This is a genomic window from Streptomyces beijiangensis, assembly GCF_017315755.1.
Lineage (GTDB): Bacteria > Actinomycetota > Actinomycetes > Streptomycetales > Streptomycetaceae > Streptomyces > Streptomyces beijiangensis.
This window is the reverse complement of record NZ_JAFLRJ010000084.1, coordinates 1-16,357: the sequence shown is the minus strand read 5'-3', so window position 1 is coordinate 16,357 and position 16,357 is coordinate 1. Positions and strand designations below refer to the sequence as shown.

General features: G+C 68.2%; 14 protein-coding genes. 6 read left to right on the top strand and 8 right to left on the bottom strand.

The window, feature by feature from the left end; all coding sequences use genetic code 11:
- Nucleotides 1-158: 158 nt before the first annotated feature.
- On the bottom strand, nt 159-1,679 hold the full coding sequence (locus tag J0695_RS09625) for a sulfatase-like hydrolase/transferase (RefSeq protein ID WP_206961474.1): 1,521 nt from the start codon (nt 1,677-1,679) through the stop codon (nt 159-161).
- A gap of 130 nt (nt 1,680-1,809) precedes the next feature.
- Entirely contained in the window at nt 1,810-2,670 is an 861-nt protein-coding gene (locus J0695_RS09620) for a helix-turn-helix domain-containing protein (RefSeq protein ID WP_206961473.1), read from the bottom strand.
- A gap of 166 nt (nt 2,671-2,836) precedes the next feature.
- Between J0695_RS09620 and J0695_RS09615 the strand changes: the two genes are divergently transcribed.
- Genes J0695_RS09615 through J0695_RS09605 form a run of 3 tightly spaced genes read left to right on the top strand, consistent with a single transcriptional unit; the run spans nt 2,837 to nt 4,471 of the window.
- Nucleotides 2,837-3,169, top strand: a complete 333-nt coding sequence (locus J0695_RS09615; protein ID WP_206961472.1) for a carboxymuconolactone decarboxylase family protein — start codon at nt 2,837-2,839, stop codon at nt 3,167-3,169.
- On the top strand, nt 3,166-4,014 hold the full coding sequence (locus tag J0695_RS09610) for an SDR family NAD(P)-dependent oxidoreductase (protein ID WP_206961471.1): 849 nt from the start codon (nt 3,166-3,168) through the stop codon (nt 4,012-4,014). The genes J0695_RS09615 and J0695_RS09610 overlap by 4 nt, the downstream gene beginning before the upstream one ends.
- Before the next feature lie 43 nt (nt 4,015-4,057).
- Entirely contained in the window at nt 4,058-4,471 is a 414-nt protein-coding gene (locus tag J0695_RS09605) for a (R)-mandelonitrile lyase (RefSeq protein WP_206961470.1), read from the top strand.
- Nucleotides 4,472-4,548: 77 nt separating this feature from the next.
- On the opposite strand, the gene J0695_RS09600 is transcribed toward J0695_RS09605, so the two are convergent.
- Nucleotides 4,549-5,133 (bottom strand): TerD family protein, encoded by a 585-nt coding sequence (locus tag J0695_RS09600; protein ID WP_206961469.1) that lies wholly within the window; start codon nt 5,131-5,133, stop codon nt 4,549-4,551.
- A gap of 239 nt (nt 5,134-5,372) precedes the next feature.
- On the bottom strand, nt 5,373-6,236 hold the full coding sequence (locus J0695_RS09595; RefSeq protein WP_206961468.1) for a LysR family transcriptional regulator: 864 nt from the start codon (nt 6,234-6,236) through the stop codon (nt 5,373-5,375).
- Between the two features lie 93 nt (nt 6,237-6,329).
- Between J0695_RS09595 and J0695_RS09590 the strand changes: the two genes are divergently transcribed.
- Entirely contained in the window at nt 6,330-7,067 is a 738-nt protein-coding gene (locus tag J0695_RS09590) for an SDR family oxidoreductase (RefSeq protein ID WP_206961467.1), read from the top strand.
- Between the two features lie 52 nt (nt 7,068-7,119).
- Here J0695_RS09590 and J0695_RS09585 read toward each other — a convergent pair whose 3' ends face one another.
- On the bottom strand, nt 7,120-8,067 hold the full coding sequence (locus tag J0695_RS09585; RefSeq protein ID WP_206961466.1) for an SMP-30/gluconolactonase/LRE family protein: 948 nt from the start codon (nt 8,065-8,067) through the stop codon (nt 7,120-7,122).
- Nucleotides 8,068-8,219: 152 nt separating this feature from the next.
- Between J0695_RS09585 and J0695_RS09580 the strand changes: the two genes are divergently transcribed.
- The gene (locus J0695_RS09580) at nt 8,220-9,116 is read left to right on the top strand and encodes a helix-turn-helix domain-containing protein (protein ID WP_206961465.1); all 897 of its coding nucleotides are present in this window, start codon (nt 8,220-8,222) and stop codon (nt 9,114-9,116) included.
- Between the two features lies 1 nt (nt 9,117).
- Here the strand turns inward: J0695_RS09580 and J0695_RS09575 are convergent, their stop codons facing one another.
- Nucleotides 9,118-10,620, bottom strand: a complete 1,503-nt coding sequence (locus J0695_RS09575; protein WP_206961464.1) for a SulP family inorganic anion transporter — start codon at nt 10,618-10,620, stop codon at nt 9,118-9,120.
- 684 nt (nt 10,621-11,304) lie between these two features.
- Here J0695_RS09575 and J0695_RS09570 point away from each other — a divergent pair.
- Entirely contained in the window at nt 11,305-12,918 is a 1,614-nt protein-coding gene (locus tag J0695_RS09570) for a transposase (protein WP_242552432.1), read from the top strand.
- A gap of 327 nt (nt 12,919-13,245) precedes the next feature.
- Here J0695_RS09570 and J0695_RS09565 read toward each other — a convergent pair whose 3' ends face one another.
- Nucleotides 13,246-14,619, bottom strand: coding sequence for a cation:proton antiporter (locus J0695_RS09565; RefSeq protein ID WP_206961462.1), 1,374 nt, complete (start codon nt 14,617-14,619; stop codon nt 13,246-13,248).
- Between the two features lie 229 nt (nt 14,620-14,848).
- Nucleotides 14,849-15,997 carry a cytochrome P450 gene (locus J0695_RS09560; protein ID WP_206961461.1) on the bottom strand — a complete coding sequence of 383 codons (1,149 nt, stop codon included), beginning with the start codon at nt 15,995-15,997 and terminating at the stop codon, nt 14,849-14,851.
- Between the last annotated feature and the right edge of the window lie 360 nt (nt 15,998-16,357).

The following is a 16,357-nucleotide window of genomic DNA, read 5'->3' as shown; positions in this document are numbered from 1 at the left end:
CCCTGGTCTGGGACCTCCCCGCCGACTACCTGCTGCGCCCCCAGGACCGGGTGGTCCTGGCCGCCACCCGCCGTGGCCTGGCCGAACTCCTGGGCAGGGGAACCGCGCAGACGCGCACGGCCGCCCCTGCCGTCTAGCCGCCCTGCCGCCCTGCCTTCCTACGGGACGCGCGGCGCCTCCTTCGGACGGACCGCCTCCGCCGCTTCGAGACCCGTGGCGTAGTCCAGCTGCCGCGGCTGGTGCCCGGGGTCGGCGGGGCGCCCGCGCGTCATCCCGTCGTACGCCCAGGTCGCCGCCCGCGCGTCGCCGCGCCAGGGCCTGCGCTCCCAGTACGTGCCCCGGAACGGGTCGCGGGTCTCGTTCATCCACTCCAGGATCCGGTCGTGCAGCCGGTCGCGCCGCGCGCTGTGCGCCGGGTCCCCGATCAGGTTGCGGAGCTCGCCGGGGTCGTCCCCGAGGTCGTACAACTCGTCGTCCGACAGCAGGTTGACCACCAGCTTGTACCGGCCGTCGAAGACTCCGCGCATCGGCTGGAAGCCGCCGAAGCCGTCGTGGTCGACCTCGTACCGCCCGAACTCCACGAAGATCTCGGCGTTGATCCGGTGCGCCGGATCGGCGAGCGCGGGCAGCAGGCTCCGGCCCGCCAGGAACTCCGGCACCTCCATCCCGGCGTGGGCGAGCACGGTGGGTGCGAGGTCGATGTGCGAGACCGGATGCGGGCTGACGGTGCCGGGGGCGGTGATGCCCGGCAGCCGGACGAGCAGCGGCACCCTGGCGATCTCGTCGTACATGGCGGGCCCCTTGGCGTGCAGCCGGTGCGATCCGAGCATGTCCCCGTGGTCGGAGGTGTAGATCACCAGCGCCCCGGGCGCGTGCCGCTCGACCGCGTCGAGGACCCGGCCTAGCTGGCCGTCCACGAACTCCTGCGCCGCGAAGTAGCGCGCGTCGCGGCGCTCGTACCCGCCGGACCGGTCCTCGGCCAGGCGGGGCCCTGCCCACACCCGCTGGTGTTCGGGCTTGCCCTCCAGTCCTTCGGCCACGTTCTCGTCGTACGGAAAGACGAAGTCCCGGTACCTGTAGGCGAATTCGGGCGGTGTGATGCCCGGGTCGTGCGGCTCGTCGTACGACACCACGAGCAGGAAGTCCTCGTCGCTGTGCTGCTCGACGAAGTCCATGGCCCGCTCGGTGCAGCGGTGGGCGTACGTGAACCCGCTCTCCACACCCGGATCGTCGACGGTGTCCGGGTCCCGCGAGGCGCGCCTCTCCTCCGGGGTCAGCTCCTCCAGATAGCTGCGCATGTCGTACCAGAACTCGGGGTCCCAGCCGTCAGGGCAGCGTCCGTTGCCGAAGTAGTCGGTGCCGTCGAGATGCCATTTGCCGATGTACCCGGCCGCGATGTCCTGCTCGCGCAGACGCTGTCCGAGCGTGGGGACGTCCAGTCCGGGCGCCAGGCTGTTGGCCCAGGTTCCGTTGGAGTGCGGCCAGGTGCCGGTGAAGAGCGCCGAGCGGGCGGGCGCGCACACGGGCTGGGTGGTGTACGCCCGCTCGAAGCGGGTGCCGGATTCGGCCAGCCGGTCCAGGTGCGGGGTGCGGACTCCGGTCTCCCGGTAGCTGCCGAGCATGTCCCAGCGGGTGGCGTCGGTCATCAGCAGGACGGTCTGGCGTGGCGGTGCGGTCATGGCGGTGCGCGGTCCTCTCGGTTCGGAGGACCAGTCTCGGCCGACGGGGACGGCGACGGCCATGGACAAAGCCGCGCGGTCCATGGACGCTACGGCCGCTCCCCGCCGGTGCGGCACACCGCCGGCGCCGTCACCTCGGGGCCGGTTCCTCCCGGCCGGCGGCCCACGAGGCGAGGATGCGCAGTCCGTCGTACGTGGGAGTGCCGGGTTCCGCGGTCCAGACGACGAGTTGCTGGTCGGGGTCGGTGCTTGCGGTGAGGGTGTCCCAGTCGAGGGTGAGTTCGCCGGCGACGGGGTAGCGCAGGACTTTGGTGCCGACGGTACGGGCGGCGACGTGATGGGCGGCCCACCAGCGGCGGAAGTCCGCGTCCTGTACGGACAGTTCACCGACGAGGGCGGTCAGCCGTGAGTCGTCGGGGTATTTCGCGGCTTCCATACGGAGCTGGGACACAGCGGTCTTCGCGACATTGTCCCAGTCGTCGTACAGCGTGCGCATCGCGGGATCGGTGAAAAGGATCCGCGTGTAATTGCGCTTCTTCTCCGGGACCTGCGCGAAGTCGGTCATCAGCGCGGCAGCCAGTGAATTCCAGGCGAGAATGTCCATACGGCGTCCCATGACGACAGCCGGTGTCGCGCTCAGGTCGTCGAGGAGACGCTGCAGCTGCGGCTGGACCTTCTGCAGGGTGCGGCGGCGGGGGCGGGCCCGGTCCTTCCCCGCGAGCTCGAAGAGGTAGTCGCGCTGGTCGTCGTCCAGGTGAAGTACCTGCGCCAGGGTGGTCAGTACGGGCCCGGACGCCGGCATCCGGCCCTGTTCGAGACGGGTGTAGTAGTCGGTGCTGATGGCGGCGAGCTGGGCGACCTCCTCGCGGCGCAGACCCTTGACCCGGCGCGGCCCGCCGGTCTCGGGCAGGCCCACGGTGCGCGGGCTCAGCCCGGCCCGCCGGGTTTTGAGGAACTCACCCAATTCATTGAGATGCGCATTGCCGGTCATGGGAGCCATTCTGACACCGGCCGCACCTTCTGTGAGGGGGAGGAATCCCTCCCAGGATGTCTTTCTCCCAGGAAGAAACTCTCCTCTTTTCGCGTGCACGGACCCGTGTGAGTCTGGATGTCAGCAAGGAAATGCGATAGGAGATATCGCCGGCAAGGAGTACGAGATGACAAGGCAGAGTGCACCGCGGAGCCTGGCGGGAATCGCCCCGAAGCTCGTGGAGCTGACGGACAACGTGCTGTTCGGCGACGTGTGGGAGCGCGCGGAACTGTCCCCGCGCGACCGCAGTCTGATCACGGTCACCACGCTGGCCGCCCTCTACCGCACCGAGCAGATCGGCTACCACCTCAGGACCGCCCTGGCCAACGGTCTGACCAAGGAGGAGCTGGCCGAGGCGATCACCCACCTCGCGTTCTACGCGGGCTGGCCGAACGCCATGAGCGCCATCACCCAGCTGCAGAAGATCGTCGAGGAGACGGAAGGCGAGGACGTCCGATGAGCAAGGTCCTTTTCCTCACCGGTGCGGGCCGTGGCCTGGGCACCGACATCGCCCGCGCGGCACTGGCGGCGGGTCACCGCGTCGTGGCCACCGGCCGCCGTCCTGCGGGTGTCATCGAGGCTCTCGGCGGCGAACAGGACAACCTGCTGGTCACCGCCCTCGACATCACCGACCCCGACAGCGCGCAGGCCGCCGTCGGCGCCGCGGTGGCGAAGTTCGGCCGGATCGACGTCCTGGTCAACAACGCCGCCAACTTCCACGCCGGCTACTTCGAGGAGATCTCACCGGCGCAGATGCGCCGCCAGATCGAGACGAACCTGTTCGGCCCGATGAACGTCACCCGTGCCGTCCTGCCGGTGATGCGCGAGCAGCGCTCCGGCCATGTCCTCACGATCTCGTCCATCGCGGGCCTGATCGGCCAGGAGTTCTGCGTCGCCTACGCGGCAGCCAAGTTCGGCGTCGAGGGCTGGATGGAATCGCTGCGCTTCGACGTTGCGCCGTACGGCATCCGTACCACGATCGTGGAGCCCGGTTTCTTCCGTACGGAACTGCTGGTGGACGCCTCGACCACCTGGGCGGAGCTGTCGGTCGACGACTACGCCGAGCGCACCGCCGAGACGAAGGCCGTCTGGCAGGGCATGAACGGCCGGCAGGCGGGCGACCCCGCCAAGCTCGCCGCGGCCCTCCTCAAGGTCACCGCGATGGAGGAGCCGCCGGTGCGTTTCGTCGCCGGAGCCGACGCCATCCAGGGCGCGGAGTCCAAGGCCAGGGAACTCCTGGCGCAGGTGGACGCGTCGCGGGAACTGGGCGGGGACCTGGCCCACGACGATGTCCCCACGGCCTGACAGACAGCACGGCACAGCACGGCACAACAAGGAGAGACACCTCATGGAACTCGTCAAAAAGCAGCCCACCGTCAAGGCCCCGGCCGACTGGTTCACCGGCGACGTCTGGTTCGACGTCATCCACGCCGGTCAGGAGCCGTCGCGCATGCGCGCCAACATGGTCCGCTTCTCCCCGGGCGCGCACACGAACTGGCACTCCCACGCGGTGGGCCAGACCCTGCATGTCGTCGCCGGTGTCGCACTGATCGGCACCCGCGACGGCACGGTCCTTGAGGCGCACCCGGGCCAGACGGTCACCTGCCCGCCCGGTGAGGAGCACTGGCACGGCGCCACCCCGGAATTCTTCATGGAGCACCTCGCCCTGTGGGAGGGCCTGGGCGACGGCACCCCCGAGACCGCCTGGCTGGAGCCGGTCGCCGAGGACCAGTACAACGGCCCCCGCACCAGCACCCGCTGACCTGCGGCCCGGCCCCTGAACGCCGTCGGCGGTCGCGTACGTGTGTACGCGACCGCCGACGGCACCAGGAGCTTCGGTTACTTGCTCACGGCGAAACGCATCAGGGCCTGCTCGTCGCCCTGCTTGATCTTCCCCGTCTCATTGATCACCTGGAGCTTCCAGCCGGCGCCGTCCCGCATCGCCTTGGCCACGGCACAGCCGTTGTCCTTGGTGAGGAGGCTCGGCCAGATGTCGGCGACCTGCTGGATGCTGCCACCCGTCGCGTCGTACACCTTGAAGCTGATGTTGCGCGCGTTCTGGAAGGCGCTGCGCTTCTTGTACGCGGCGGCGATGAACACGATGGACGTGATGTTGTCGGGCACGCGCGCGAGCTCGACGCTCACCGTCTCGTCGTCGCCGTCACCGCGCCCGGTCTGGTTGTCCCCGCTGTGCGTGAGCGAACCGTTGCCCAGGGGGTCCAGCGAGTCAAGACCGGCCAGCCGGACCGGCTCCGCGCCCTGCATCGCGATGGCGATCAGGTCGAGGTCGGTGCCGGCCTTCTGCCTGACCTTGCCCAGGAGCCCTCCGCTGCTCCCGACCGTCGGGTCCCAGGACACCCCGATGGACAGATGGGTGACCCCGCCCAGGTCAGCCGGGCCGTCTTCCTTTTTCAGCGTGATCATGATTGATCCTCAGTGGTGGTGGGACTACGACACCGGAAGTCTGCCTGGTCCCCCCGTCCCACGTCACCCCGGGCCTCAGGCCCCGAGCTCAGGCCCCGGCCTCAGACCCGCGACAGGGCTGCGACAGGGCTGCGACAGGGCTGCGCGGTCGAGGCCGGCCGCGACCAGCGCGACCCCCCATTGCGTCCCGTATGTCCGCAAACCTTCAATTCCGCCAGGGCCCGCCCCGGGCTCGCGGGTCAGAGCTGGGTGGCCGTGCGGATCAGCCCGGCGAGAGCGAGCGAGCGGCTGTGCGCGGGCCAGGCGATGTGGGTGACGATGGGCGATGCGTCGGCCAGGGGGACGGCGGCGTGCTCGGCCCACAGCCAGGCGCGGGCGGAGTCGGGGAAGACGGCCACGGTGCGTCCGAGGGCGATCAACTGGGCCAGCTGCGTCTGGTCGTGGATCTCGGGGCCCTGGCCAGGTGGGTACGTGCCGTGGCTGGGCCAGCGGGCGATCGGGAGACCGGGGATGTCGCCGACGTCGGCCATGGACAGAGTCTTGTGCGCGGCGAGGGGGTGCCCGGCGGGCAGGATGGCGATCCGCCCCTCGGTCATCAGTTCCTCGCTGTCGAACCCGGCGAGGGAGTTGAACGGCGTGTGCATGAGCGCCACATCGGCGCGGCCGTCGCGCAGCAGCTCCGCCTGTTCGCACATGCCGCTCGGCAGCACCTCGATCTCGGCGGCATCGGGCTCGGCCGCGTAGGCGTCGAGAAGCTTCTGCAGGAGCTCGTGGGACGCGGCGGCCTTCACTGCCAGCACCAGGCGGTTGCGGGGGCCGCCCGAACTGTCGGCGCCACCGGCGCGACGGGTGCGGCGAGCGGCAGCGGCGGTCGCGTCGAGGGCTGCGCGACCCTCGTGCAGCAGCACGTCTCCGGCATCGGTCAGGGAGACGCCGCGGCGGTTACGTTCCAGCAGGGAGACGCCGATGCGCCGCTCGAGCTGCTGGATCGCCCGGGACAGTGGTGGCTGGGCCATCCCGAGGCGCTCGGCGGCGCGGCCGAAGTGCAGCTCCTCGGCGACGGCCACGAAGTACCTCAACTCACGGGTCTCCAAGGTGTCCACGGCCACAGCGTACCCCAGTGATACCTACCGGGTATGACAGGGCACCGTATCGGTGTTGGCCGCACCGCTTGCCCCCCAGCGAGTATCGACGACATGAGCGAAACGAAGATCGCGCTGGTGACCGGCGCGAACAAGGGAATCGGGTACGAGATTGCGGCCGGGCTCGGCGCCCTCGGGTACCGCGTGGGCGTGGGAGCCCGCGACGAGGCCCGGCGCGAGACCGCCGTCGAGAAGCTGCGCGCCGCCGGGGTGGACGCATTCGGGGTGCCGATGGACGTGACCGGCGACCAGAGCGTCACCGATGCCGCGGAGCTGATCGAACAGCAGGCCGGGCGCCTGGACGTTCTGGTCAACAACGCCGGCATCTCAGGCGAGATGGGGCCGGGGTGGGAGCAGGACCCGACCGCGCTCGACCTCGACCTGGTCCGCACGGTCGTGGAGACCAACGTCATCGGCACCATCCGGGTGACCAACGCGATGCTGCCGCTGCTGCGGCGCTCGACGTCGCCACGCATCGTCAACATCTCCAGTGCCGTCGCCTCCCTGACCCGGCAGGCGGACCCGGACATCGACATCGGTCCCGTCATGGCGGCCTACTCACCGTCGAAGTCCTTCCTCAACGCCGTCACCGTGCAGTACGCCCGGCAGTTCGCCGATACGAACATCCTGATCAACGCCGCCTGTCCGGGCCTGGTCGCGACCGACTTCACCGGCTTCCATGGACCCCGTACGCCGGAGCAGGGCGCAGCCACAGCGATCCGGCTCGCCACGCTTCCCGACGGCGGCCCGACCGGTTCGTTCTTCGAGGACGATGGTGTGATCCCTTGGTGACCGGCCGGCCAGGCCGCGGCCTGGCCCCGATGGCAACGAGGTGTCAGCGGCTCTACCGGAGGCGGGCGGTGAGCAGGTTGGGGTCCTGTCCGGTGGAGTAGGCGGCCGAGGTCACATACACGCTGTTCCCGCGTACGGCCAGGGCCGTGGGGTTCTGCAGGCCGTCCTGGGCGCCGAGCACGATGGTGTGCGTACCGTCGGGCTCCACCAGGGCGACCCGGTTGGACTGGTCGAGGGCGGCGAGGATCCGGTCGCTGCGGCCGATGAAGGCGAAGTCGTCGATTCCGGCCAGATCGGCGGCCCTGATCTCGGCCGGGCCCGCCGTGCCGTTCCGCTGGAGCGGGATACGGACCATGGTGCCCTTGTCCATGTCGGACGCCCAGACGGCGCCGTTGTGCACCTTCAGGCCGTTGGCGCCGAGGAATCCGGTCGAGGCCAGCTCGGGGCCGCCCGCCCAGACCTTCGCCTCGCCGCCCACTGCCGGTACCCGCCAGATGACGCCCCTGACCGAGTCGGTGATGTAGAGGCGGCCCGCGTGCAGGGCCAGGCCGTTGGGCAGGCCGTCGGCCGGAAGTGCGGCGATCCGCTCCGGGGTGCCGCCGGGGGTGAGCCGCCAGACGCCGGTGAGGTCGGTGGTACCCGTGGCGTACAGGAAATAGAGCGTGCCGTGTGCACCCCTGACCAGGCCGGTGACCAGGGGAAAGCCGAGGACCGGGGTGTGTACGCCGGCATCGGCCGGTGCGGGCAGCGTCGCCAGCACATGGACGGAGCCTTCGCTGGTGACCCGGACGATCTGGCGGGAGGCGGCGAAGGACAGGTCGACGCTGCCGTTCGGGCCGAGGGCGATGTTCTCCGGCAACTGGCCGCCGAGCAGGTCGAAGTGCTCCGTGACACGGGCGTGCGACAACGGTGTGGTGGCGGCCGTCGCCGAGGCGGGCCAGCCGACCGTGAGGGAGGCCACCGCGGTGGCGGCGACCAGGACGTTCCTTGCGAACTTCATCGACACGGGTCTTCCTTGCGGCGTGGAGGGTGGCGCGGTGCGCCGGGAGACCCCAACTGTGTGTCCGCTCGGCAGAGGTCAGCCAGCCCCGGCCTTGCCTATCCCTGGCCGGGGCAGGCCGGCTGTGCCGTCGACGCCGCATACTCGGGGCCATGGACGCACACGGACGACTCGGCGCCTTCCTGCAGGCGCGGCGGGCCCAACTGCAGCCCCAGGACGTCGGGTTGCAGACCTTCGGGGACCGCCGGCGGGTTCCGGGACTGCGGCGCGAGGAGCTGGCGATGCTGGCGGGCGTCAGTGCCTCGTACTACACGCGCCTGGAGCAAGGGGCCTCCTGCCACGCCTCCGTGGAGGTCCTCGACGCCATCGCCCGCGCGCTGCGCCTGGAGGAGACGGAGCGGCTTCACCTCCGCGACCTGGCAACGGTCTGCCGGCACCGGAGTGCCGTCCGCCGGCCCCCGGCCGAGCGGCCGGCACCGGCCGTACGGGACCTGGTCGGAGCCCTGGGCGAGGTGCCCGTCGTGGTGACCGGGCGGCGCAGCGACGTACTGGCCTGGAACACGCTGGGACACGCGCTCCTTGCCGCACATGTCGACCGGACAGGACCCGAGCGCCCGGCGGACCGGCCGAACATGGCGCGGCTGGTCTTCCTGGACGCGCACACCCGTGAGCTGTACGTGGACTGGACGGCGAAGGCCCGGGCCGTGGTGGGCAATCTGCGGCTCGTCGCCGGCCGCCATCCGCAGGACGCCCGTCTCACCTCGCTCATCGGTGAACTGACGACCAGGAGCCCCGAGTTCGCGGGCATGTGGGCCGACCACCGGGTGCGGGCCTGCGACACGGCCGAGTACGAGCTGCGGCACCCGCTGGTCGGCCCCTTGACGGTGAGTCAGCAGACGCTGACCAGATCGTCCGAGCCCGAGCAGTCCCTGGTCATGGTCACCACGGCCGCCGGTTCGGCGTCGGAGACCGCGCTGAAGCTCCTCGCCCAGGCCACCGCGGGCGCTCCTCGGGCCAGGGACTTCCCGGTCGCGACGACGACCCCGTAGCTCAGTGGCTGGTGAGTTCGCCGCTGAGCCTGCCGTGGAGATCGGCGCTGGGGTCGTTCAGGCCGATGATCTCGACTGTCTTGCCGCGCTGTCCGTACTTGGTCTCGATGGCGTCCAGGGCCGCGACGGACGAGGCATCCCAGATGTGCGCAGCGGACAGGTCGACGACGACCCTGTCGGGGTCGGTGGCGTAGTTGAACTGGGTGACCAGGTCGTTCGAGGACGCGAAGAACAGCTCACCGGTCACGGAGTAGATCACGCTGCCGCCGTCGGGGCCCGGGGCCGAGGTGACCTGTGCGACGTGCGCGACGCGCTTGGCGAAGATGACCATGGCCGTGACCGAGCCGACGACCACGCCGACGGCGAGGTTGCTGGTGGTCACCGTGCAGATCACGGTGATGACCATGACGGCGATCTCGCCGGCGGGCATCCGCTTGAGGGTCTTGGGCGCGATGGAGTGCCAGTCGAAGGTCGCGAAGCAGACCATCACCATGACGGCCACCAGGGCGGCCATCGGGATGTCGGAGACGACCGGTCCGAAGACGATGCAGAGCACCATCAGGAACACGCCCGCGAGGAAGGTGGAGAGGCGGGTGCGGGCGCCTGACACCTTCACGTTGATCATCGTCTGGCCGATCATCGCGCAGCCGCCCATCCCGCCGAAGAAGCCGGTGACGATGTTGGCGATGCCCTGGCCGATCGACTCGCGGGTCTTGGAGGAGTGGGTGTCGGTGATCTCGTCCACCAGCTTGGCGGTCATCAGCGACTCCATCAGGCCGACCAGTGCCATCGCGAAGGCGTAGGGGGCGACGGTGGTCAGGGTGTCCATCGTGAACGGCACGTCCGGCAGACCGGGTACGGGCAGCGAGGAGGGCAGCTCGCCCTGGTCGCCGACGGTCGGCACCGCGATCCCGGCCGCGACGGTGATCGCCGCCAGGACGACGATGGAGACCAGCGGCGCGGGGACCACCTTGGTGACCTTCGGGAAGAACACCATCAGCAGCAGCCCGCCCACGATCAGCGGATACACGGCCCACGGCACATCACGCATCTGGGGGACCTGGGCCATGAAGATGAGGATCGCGAGGGCGTTGACGAAGCCGACCATGACCGAGCGCGGCACGAACCGCATCAGCCGGGCCACTCCGAGCGCGCCGAGGACGATCTGGAAGACGCCGCCCAGGATGACGGCGGCGACCAGGTAGCCGAAGCCGTGCTCACGGTTCAGCGGTGCGATGACGAGAGCGACGGCGCCGGTCGCGGCGGAGATCATCGCGCGGCGTCCGCCCACGACGGAAATGGTGACGGCCATCGTGAACGAGGCGAAGAGACCGATGGCCGGGTCGACCCCGGCAATGATCGAGAACGAGATCGCCTCGGGGATCAGCGCAAGACCGACGACAAGACCGGCCAGTATCTCGGTACGCCACACCCGCGGATCGGACAGCCAGTCGGGACGCAGTCCGCGCAGCCGCGCGCCGGGGGACGCCAGGGAAGAGAACAAGGACGCGGACACCTGTCGTGCTCGGGCACGCCCCCACCGGCGGGCGGGGGCGTGCGGGAAAGGCGCGGACTGCCGGGCAGGTGCCCCGTCCCACGGACCTGCGGGTAAGGGGCAAGGGGCAGGGGCAGAGCAGGGTCAGGCGGCCTTCGCGATGGGCTCCAGGATCGCGACGCACTCCACATGGTGCGTCATCGGAAAGATGTCACAAGAACCGGAAGACGATAAACATGCAGGTCAGGGCCAGTTTTGCGACTATGGAAGTGGGTCCGCCCCAGCCAAGAGCGTCAAACGAGCGTCACGGACCGGCAAGTTTCTCAGAGGACCGAGGATGCCAGGAATCCTCCACCACAGGCCAGCCAACATACGGTCAGGTTCACGTGCGGCGCCAAGTTGCTTGACGGGGTGGGCTCCCACCCTGCCGCCCCCTCCTTTCTTGGCAGTTTGCCCGCGACTCGTCGAGGTGACACCAGAGCTCAAATCGGCCTATATGCCGAATCCCTGGCCGTTCGACCATCACGAGCACAGGGGCTGCCTACCGCAGGCATAGAGCGACTCTGTCGGGGATCTTTGAGTTCCCGGCGGTGACATGTGATCACCGGGCAGGCTCGGAGTGTTCTGCTCCTCACTGTGCTGTCGAGGTGTCCGATGTCCGTACGTCCCTGTTCCGGTGTGCAGATTCCGCCAATGACCGCGCGGGTGGCGCGGGCGAGCAACCCGCAAGGCACGACTGCGATGTGGGTGCGTGATCGGCTTGATGGCCTGTGGCGTGACGAGGACTTTGCGGCCTGGTATCCCCGTGACGGCCGGCCGGGGCTCTCGCCCGCGCAACTGGCCACCGTCTGCCTGCTCAACCTGTCCGACCGGCAGGCGACCGAGGCGGTGCGTTGCCGCCTCGATTTCAAGTATGCCCTGGCTCTGGAGCTGGACGATCCGGGCTTCCACCACAGCGTGCTGAGCGACTTCCGCGACCGGCTGGCCCAAGACGACCGTGCCGACCGACTGCTCGACCTTGCCCCGGCACGCCCGAGGGAGGCCGGGCTGGTCAAGCAGCGGGGCCGTCAGCGCACCGACTCCACCCACGTGCTGGTCGCTGCCCGGGAGCTGACGCGCCTGGAGCTGGTAGTGGAAGCCGTCCGGGCCGCACTGGAGCAACTGGCCGTGTCTGCACCCGAGTTACTCGATCCGTTGGTCACCGCCGAGTGGGCCGAACAGTACGGGCGCCCGGTGCGCCTGTGCTCCCAGCCCCGCCACCCGATCACTCGGCTCACTGAGGCCGGCGGCGACGCCCACACTCTGCTCACTGCAGTCGCCGCCCACGCCTCCGACCGGGCCGCCGTACCCGCACTCGAGGCGCTGCGGCAGATCCTGGTGCAGCAGTTCATCATCGATTCCCGTGGGCGATTACGGCCGCGCACCGACAAGGACGGATTCCCGCCCGGCTCCATGCAGCTCCGCTCGCCCTACGACCTGGACACCCGCTTCGCGATACGAGGCAACACGCGTTGGAGCGGCTATCTGCTGCACGTCACGGAGACGTGCGATGCCGACGGCCCGAACGTCATCACGGCTGTCGCCACCACCACGCCCACCCGGGACACCGCTGCCGTCCCCGGCATCCACACCCGCCTCGAGAGGCGGCATCTGTTGCCCACCGAGCACCTGTTGGACGGCGGCTACGTCTCGGTGGCACTGCTTGACCAGGCCGAGCGCGAGTGCGGGATCACTCTCGTCGGACCGGTCAAGGCCAGCGGGCAGTGGCAGCACAAGGAACAGACCGGCTTCGCCCGCGACGACTTCACCATCGACTTCGCCAACCGGCAGGTCACCACCAGCTGGGTCCAGGCCCCTGCCGTGGCCCCGTACATCGCCGCCCACTTCCGTCCGCGCCAGTGCGATCCCTGCCCGGCTCGCACCTCATGCACCCGCGGGCAGGCGGCCCGGTCGGTCTACTTTCTCCCCCAGCACCTGCACGAACTCCAGGCACGCAACCGTGCGGACCAGCAAGATCCCGCCTGGCGCAAGCTCTACGCGCTTCGCTCTGGCGCCGAGGGCACTATCGCCGAGCTGGCCCTCGGCCGCCGGGCACGCCGCTGCCGCTGCCGCTGCCGCTGCCGCTACCACGGACTGTCCAAGACGCATGTCCAGCACGTCCTGACCGCCATCGCCGTGAACATCGGACGCCTCACCGAGCAAGACCCCCGGAACACCGCTTACCGGCCTCGCCGGCCGACAGCGTTCCAGCAGTACCTCGAGTCGCACGGCCTCCCTCGCCCACTGTGGTGGCGACAAGGAAAGTGACTCGCCATCCGAAGATCCCCGACAGAGTCACTCATTACTGAGGGCCGCTGACCTGGCCTTTTCCTGATGGCTTGCGATGGGGTGCGACGGTCTTGAGTGGGTGTCTTGCGGACTGTGGGCGGAGTGCAAGCGTGAGGTGTTGCTGCGATCAGAACACCGAGGCGGTCTCACATGAGGAGAGAGTTGGGGCTGGATCTTGGTCGGGTCGCGGGTAATGGGGCACCGCTATGAGGCCAGCCGATCCCGAGAGGGACGACGGGCAGATCACGATCTGCGGTTACTGCTCGCAGTCAACATCAGCTCGCCCGAAGTGGCAGTTATTCTGTTTCACCGAGGCTGCCGGGAAGCGTCCGGTTTCGAGCCAGCCGAAGTGACGCCGAGCGCGTCCGTTTCAGTCGCCCTTTTTCGTTTGGGCAGTGGGAAGTCCACGGTGGAAGTCGCCATGAGCACGCTGCGTTTGGGTAACAGCGGACTCGCCAGCGCGGTGGTGACCAGCGCCATGATGACCATCATGGTGAACATCTGGGCGTCTAGGACGCCGAGTTGTACCGCGGTGTTGAGGATGATCAGCTCCGTCAGTCCGCGTGTGTTCATCAGTAGGCCGAGTGCCCAGGACTCTTGCCACGAGAGCCCAAAGAATCGCGCCGGGGCCATCGACCCGATCAACTTGCCTGCACAGGCGATGGCGACAATGGCGAGAAGATCCAGGTACTGGCGGGTGCCGAGACTGCTGATGTTGACGCCCAGGCCGGTGGCGATGAAGAACACAGGCAGTAACACGGTGCTGATGCCATCCAGTGGTCGGCGCAAGTGCTCCATGAGATCGATCGCGCACTCACGCGGCATGATGAATCCGAACAGGAAGGCGCCGAAGATGCTGTGTATTCCGATCCAGGTCGTCGTGTAGGCCGATAGGAATGTTCCGGCCGTGAGGAGCACCAGCAGGTGGCGCCACTGCTGACGGGCAGCGCATCGGCCGACCACTTTGGAGAGCGCTGGCCGTATCGCAATGAACATCACCAGCGTGTAGCCCGCGCTTAGCCCGAGTACCTGTACCAAATCACGGGGGCTGCCAGACGACACGAGCGCGGAGACATAGGCCAGCATGCACCAGGCGAGGACGTCATCCACGGCTGCACTGGCCAGCGCGAGAGTGCCGACGCGGGTGTGGGTGAGCTGATTGTCGGTGAGGATGCGGGCGAGAACCGGAAAGGCAGTCACCGACATCGCCGCGCCCATAAAGGTGGCAAAGGTCAGGAAGGAGATGTGGTGGCCAGCCACCATGTTGTGGTGCGGATAAAGCAGAGCACCAACGGCTACACCCAAACCGAAAGTGGCGGCCACCGACGAGAGTGAGACAGCGGCCGCCATCCCGCGGTGCGGGCGCAGCATCCGCTTCTCGAACTCCCAGCCCACCATGAACATGAACAGGGTCAGACCGACCTGGGAGACCGCGGACAGCAGTGGCCGTACGTCTGCGGGAAAGAGCCGGTGCGGCAGGTCGCCGGGCAGCAGCCCAAGAACGCTGGGCCCCAGGGCGATACCGGCCAGGACCTCGCCGATCACCGGAGGCTGATCGATCCGCCGGGCGAGACTGCCCAGCAGGATACCGACGAGGAGCACGCAGGCGATACCCGCCAGCATCGTGGCAACTTGGAGATCGGCGTGAGGGGCAAGCGATCTCAACGCAACAGTGGTCATCAGTGGTCCTCCCCCGGCCGACAGGCGCGCCAGAGGAGCAGACCTGTCTGCTTGGTCGTGCGTTGGGAACTCGGCTGGCCGGTCCTGCCTGGAACGTGAACGTGAACCAGCCGTATAAGCGCGCGACGACCTGCCGGTGGGCGAGCTTTAGTCGGCATATATGCCGGCGGTCCCGGCGCCACGCTCATGAGGTGACGGCGACAACACACGCGGGGGCCGCCCAGTGGGCTTAGGGTTTGCGCGGATGCGCGGCGAGCAATATCTGGTCGAATCCGCGTAATGTGCCGGTCGGGCGTGGGACTGGCTCTCCCACCAGACGTATGCGGTACCTCGCGGTAAGTTCCTGGAGGATGGCTACATGCAGGGCCATGGCCAGCTGGGCGCCGACGCAAGAGTGAGCCCCCCGGCCGAACCCGATGTGTGGGTTCGGTGAGCGGTCAAGCACCAGATCTTCGGGCGTGGAGAAGACTGCGGGGTCTCGATTGGCGGCAGCAGGCACGATGAGGACTTGGTCCCCAGCGCGTATCCGCTGCGAGCCGATCGTCGTGTCGTGCGCGCACGCACGTGCGTCCACTTGGACGGCGCCGGAGTGCCGCACGAGTTCGTTGTAGACCTTGTTGTCGATCGTCAAAGGCTGGTCCTGGTCCAGGAGTCCCCTCTCTACGAGTGCGCGCATCACGCAACTCAGCGTGCTGCCGGGAGACATGATCCCAGCGAAGAAGACCATACGTACCGAGTTGAACACGTAGCGCCGTAATGCCTCATCGGCTGGCAGCTCGAGCAGCCTCAGCGCACCCGGCGAGGAGGGCTGTCGTATCCACGGCTCGAGCATTTGGCTGACATGGATGCGGGCGTCTGTCCGGGGCTGAGCTCGGGAAGGTTCGAGACCAGAGTCCATGCCGAGCACAAGAGCGCGTACGGCCGCCCAGTACGTGGGCTTGTCACCGAGGTCCTTTACGCCGAAGAAAAGACACATGCTCGCCGTGGTCAGCGGGTCGTTAAATTCCGTTACGAAGTCGAAATTGGCGATGCCCAGTTTTTCGAGGAGCTCCCCTGCGTTCGCGCGACACTGCGCCACCCATCCAGGTAGATCGACCTGCCGTATCGCCCGAAGGAGAACATCACGCACTTGACCGTGTTCTGGGGCATCCAGAGTCTGCAATCCAAGGATATCCTCAGGAACATGATCGCCCACAACGCGATAGTCGTTGACGAAGGTGGCCGGGTCCTCCAGGACGCGCATGCAGTCGGCATGGCGAGTGACGATCCACGCCTGCAGCTGCTCGTGCCAGTGGACCGGGTCGTCGCTTTGCAGTTTTCGGTAAACGGAGTATGGATCTTCCAGCATGGCCGGCGACAGCGGTGCGAAGGTTTCCATCACGTCTCCTGTGTTACGTGAATCCGGAGTTTCCAGCTGCCAAGCGTACGGGTTCGGAGGGACGGTGGGATATACCGGTTTCAATGGCCACCCTGGAGATCGGTATGCACATCAAGGTCGACAGTCACCTGCGCAGCTTTCTTCTCTGTGTCGCGTAATATACCCATCCATAATGGCGGCGACTGGGACATTCCACGGGCATGTGCCGTTGCGCTCTCGACTGCCCCACGGCATGATTTGCTACCGCCTCTTGTAGCGCACCCTGTTTCTGGGGCCTCACTGACCAGGAGAAAACAAGAGGGCGCGTTCCGCATGCATGGATCTGCGCACTCAGCGCAGCCTAAGGCTTGTCCCGTAAAT